The following is a 3,798-nucleotide window of genomic DNA, read 5'->3' as shown; positions in this document are numbered from 1 at the left end:
CTCGAGCCCGCGGTCGAGCGCATCCACCGCGCGCTGATGCGCGAGTTCGATCCGCATGCCGTGTTCGACCGCGGCCGCCTGCACGCCTTCGACTGAACGACCCCCATGCGGCGCCTGCGCTTTCTCACCGGCCGCCACCGCGCGCCCTCGACCAACCACATGCTGGGCCTGCTGCTCGCGTTCAACGCCGGCGCCGTCAATGCGGGCGGCTTCCTGGTGCTGCACATGTACACCTCGCACATGACCGGCTTCACCTCGCAGGTGGCCGACGGCCTGGTGCTCGGCAACGCGACCCTGCTGCTCAATGCGCTGGGCGCGATCCTGGCCTTCGTGGCCGGCGCGGCGGTCTCGGCGCTCTTGGTCAACTGGGCGCGCCAGCACCACCTGCGCAGCGTCTATGCGCTGCCGCTGCTGCTCGAGTCGGCGCTGATGCTGCCCTTCGGCCTGATGGGCGCGATCACGCTGACCTGGCACACGCCCTTCGCGGTGCCGCTCACGGTGCTGCTGCTGTCCTTCATCATGGGGCTGCAGAACGCGGTGGGCTCCAAGACCTCGGGCGGCCGCATCCGCACCACCCACATGACCGGCAACCTCACCGACCTCGGCATCGAGCTCGGCAAGCTGCTGTACTGGAACCGCCGCGCGAAGCCCGGCGAAACCCTGGCGGGACCGGTGCGCCACAACGCCGCGCGGCTGCGGCTGTTCGCGGGGCTGGTCGGCATGTTCGTCACGGGCGGCATCGTCGGCGCGGCCGGCTTCACCTACGTCGGCTTCGTCTGCGTGGTGCCGCTGGCGGCGTTGCTGCTGGCGCTGTCGCTGCCGCCCTTCATCGAGGACGTGCGGCGTTCGGCCCACCTGCGCCAGCTGCTCGGCGCGATCCGCCCGCGGCGCAAGAACGACGCGTCCTCCGGCCCCTGAGGCCGGCGAGTTTCACGAGACAACGACAAGAACCGACCCCACGATGCAAACCGAGCTCGCTCCCGAATTCCGCGGCACCGACGACGGCCGCGAGGCCGAGGCCATCCTGCGCAAGTGCGTGCACTGCGGCTTCTGCACCGCCACCTGCCCGACCTACCAGCTGCTCGGCGACGAGCTCGACGGCCCGCGCGGGCGCATCTACCTGATCAAGCAGGTGCTCGAGGGCCAGGCGCCCACGCGCAGCACGCAGATGCACCTCGACCGCTGCCTGACCTGCCGCAACTGCGAGAGCACCTGCCCGAGCGGCGTGCAGTACGGCCACCTGGTCGACATCGGCCGGCGCATCGTCGACGAGAAGGTGCCGCGTCCCGCGATGGAATCGGCCACGCGCTGGGTGCTCAAGGAAGGCCTGCCCTCGCCGCTGTTCGGCCCCGCGATGAAGCTGGGCCAGTCGGTGCGCGGCCTGCTGCCCGAGGCATTGAAGGCCAAGGTGCCCGCGAAGCAGGAGGCCGGTGCCTGGCCCACCGCCACGCATGCGCGCAAGGTGCTGATGCTCGCGGGCTGCGTGCAGCCCTCGATGATGCCGAACATCAACACCGCCACCGCGCGCGTGCTCGACGCGGGTGGCATCCAGGCCGTGCTCGCGCCCGAGGCCGGCTGCTGCGGCGCGGTGAAGTTCCACCTCAACGACCAGGAGGGCGGCAAGGCGCAGATGCGCGCCAACATCGATGCCTGGTGGCCGCTGGTCGAACGCAACGAGGTGGAGGCCATCGTGATGAACGCCTCGGGCTGCGGCGTCACCGTGCGCGAATACGGCCACGTGCTGCGCAACGACCCGGCCTATGGGCTGAAGGCCGCGCGCATCAGCGAGCTCACGCGCGACCTCGGCGAGCTGCTGCCCGACCTCGTGCCAGCGCTCAAAGCCCGCGTGCGCGCCACGCCCGGCACCATCGCCTACCACCCGCCCTGCACCCTGCAGCACGGCCAGAAGCTGCGCGGCGGCATCGAGACCCATCTGCGTGCACTGGGTTTCGATGTGCGCGTGGCGATGAACGAATCGCACCTGTGCTGCGGTTCGGCCGGCACCTACTCGGTGCTGCAGCCCGAGCTCGCCTATCCGCTGCGCGACCGCAAGCTGGGCCACCTCAAGCAGCTGCAGCCGGTGGCGATCGCGTCGGCCAACATCGGCTGCATCACGCATCTGCAGAGCGGCAGCGGCGAGCTGCCGGTGCGGCACTGGGTCGAGCTGCTCGACGCGGCGCTGCAGCCGGCCGGCTGAGCCCTCAATCGCAGCGGTAGGTGACCTCGCCCTGCGGCGCGCGGCCCTGGGTCGGCGGCACGAAGCGCAGCGGCGCGCCGAAGTTGCGGCAGTAGGCCTCGGCCTCCTCGGGGCTCGGCGAACGCAGCACGCCATCGCCGAGCATGGTCACGCGCGGCGCGGTGCGGGTCGCGCAGCCGGCGAGGACTGCGGCCAGGGCCAGGAGGATGAGCGGGACGGCGCGATGGCGCATGGCGTGAGCGGCGCCAGGACGGCGGCGTGGAAGTGCGGGAGCCGCCGACTGTAGCGGGTCCTGGCGCGCCGGCGCTTCCGGTCGGCTGCGCCACCGCCGCACACGCTGCCGCGCCCTGGTCCGACTCGCCTGACTGTGGCGCCGGCGCATCATTTCTGCATCCATCGCGCCAAGGAGTACGTCCCATGTCCCGCTTTCCCACCCGTGCCGCGCTCGCGGCCGCCTTCCTGTCGCTCGCGGCCGGTGCCTTCACCAGCGCCCAGGCCCAGTCCGCCATGCCCGCCTGGAAGGGCGAGGGCGCCACGCGCTACGTCTGCGGCGGCATCGGCTCCGACGAGTCGAAGGCCATGCGCGCCGCGATGAAGGAACACCCGCTGGCGCTGCTGTTCGCGCGCGCCGACGGCGCCTACCTGGCCGACCTGCAGGTCGAGATCAAGGGGGCGGACGGCGCCGCCGCGCTCTCGCTGCGCGCCTCGGGGCCGGTGTGCCTGGTCGACATTCCCGCGGGCCGCTACACGGTGGTCGCGACCACCCAGGGCGGCGAGTCGAAGAGCCAGGCCGTCACGGTCGGCAGCGGCTCGACGACCGCGAGCTTCAGGTACTGAGCTTCAGGCGGAGGCGGCCAGCGCCGCCTCGATGTCGCGCGAGAGCGAAGCCGGCGTGTCGAGCGGCGCATAGCGCTTGAGCACCTGGCCGTCGCGCCCGACCAGGAACTTGGTGAAGTTCCACTTGATGGCGGTGCTGCCCAGCAGGCCCGGCTTCTCCTTCACCAGCCACTGGTACAGCGGCGCGGCGCCGCTGCCGTTGACGTCGATCTTCTCCATCATCTGGAAGCTCACGCCGTAGTTCTTCATGCAGAAGGCGCCGATCTCCTCGTTGGTGCCCGGGTCCTGGCCGCCGAACTGGTTCGACGGGAAGCCCAGCACCGCGAGACCCTGGCCGGCGTACTTCTCGTGCAGTTCCTCGAGGCCCGCGAACTGCGGCGTGAAGCCGCACTTGCTCGCGGTGTTGACGATGAGCAGCACCTTGCCCTTGTAGGCGGCGAGGCTCACCGGCTGGCCGTCGATCTGTCTGGCCTCGAAGTCGTAGACGCTGGTCATGGGGATTTCCTCAAGGGGTCGAAGGAGCGCGATCTTCGCTCGCGGCGGGCGTTCGCGCAAACGAGGACCAGACCGCGGCCGCCACGATCAGCGCGCCGCCCGCGAGGATGCGCGAGTTCATCGTGGCCGCGCCCAGCGCCACCGACGACACGCTCGCGAACAGCACCTCCGACAGCATGATCACCGCCGTCGCGCTGGCCGCCAGCCGCGCGGCGCCGTACTGCAGGCAGACGTTGGCGATCACGAAGCCGAAGCCCAGCAGCGCGGCC

General features: G+C 71.1%; 5 protein-coding genes and 1 pseudogene. 3 read left to right on the top strand and 3 right to left on the bottom strand.

Annotated features, from left to right (window positions below):
* Window positions 1-105 precede the first annotated feature (105 nt).
* Together AC27VN_RS35350 and glcF are read left to right on the top strand one after the other, a co-directional pair.
* The gene (locus AC27VN_RS35350; protein ID WP_490879628.1) at window positions 106-918 is read left to right on the top strand and encodes a YoaK family protein; all 813 of its coding nucleotides are present in this window, start codon (window positions 106-108) and stop codon (window positions 916-918) included.
* A 43-nt stretch (window positions 919-961) separates the two neighbouring features.
* Window positions 962-2,197: a glycolate oxidase subunit GlcF gene (gene glcF, locus AC27VN_RS35345; protein WP_490879627.1), complete on the top strand. Its 1,236-nt coding sequence runs from the start codon at window positions 962-964 to the stop codon at window positions 2,195-2,197.
* 4 nt (window positions 2,198-2,201) lie between these two features.
* On the opposite strand, the gene AC27VN_RS35340 is transcribed toward glcF, so the two are convergent.
* Window positions 2,202-2,429, bottom strand: a complete 228-nt coding sequence (locus tag AC27VN_RS35340; RefSeq protein WP_490879626.1) for a hypothetical protein — start codon at window positions 2,427-2,429, stop codon at window positions 2,202-2,204.
* Between the two features lie 185 nt (window positions 2,430-2,614).
* Here AC27VN_RS35340 and AC27VN_RS35335 point away from each other — a divergent pair, with 185 nt between their 5' ends.
* Window positions 2,615-3,034: a carboxypeptidase regulatory-like domain-containing protein gene (locus tag AC27VN_RS35335; protein ID WP_296774536.1), complete on the top strand. Its 420-nt coding sequence runs from the start codon at window positions 2,615-2,617 to the stop codon at window positions 3,032-3,034.
* A 3-nt stretch (window positions 3,035-3,037) separates the two neighbouring features.
* On the opposite strand, the gene AC27VN_RS35330 is transcribed toward AC27VN_RS35335, so the two are convergent.
* Together AC27VN_RS35330 and AC27VN_RS35325 are read right to left on the bottom strand one after the other, a co-directional pair.
* Window positions 3,038-3,529 (bottom strand): glutathione peroxidase, encoded by a 492-nt coding sequence (locus AC27VN_RS35330; RefSeq protein WP_490879625.1) that lies wholly within the window; start codon window positions 3,527-3,529, stop codon window positions 3,038-3,040.
* Between the two features lie 10 nt (window positions 3,530-3,539).
* A pseudogene (locus AC27VN_RS35325) lies at window positions 3,540-3,798 on the bottom strand (DMT family transporter); the annotation flags it as partial.

The organism is Variovorax sp. 20P10.2.4 (assembly GCF_058244205.1).
The sequence above is the reverse complement of the archived record's forward strand: the minus strand, read 5'-3'. Positions and strand labels throughout refer to the sequence as shown.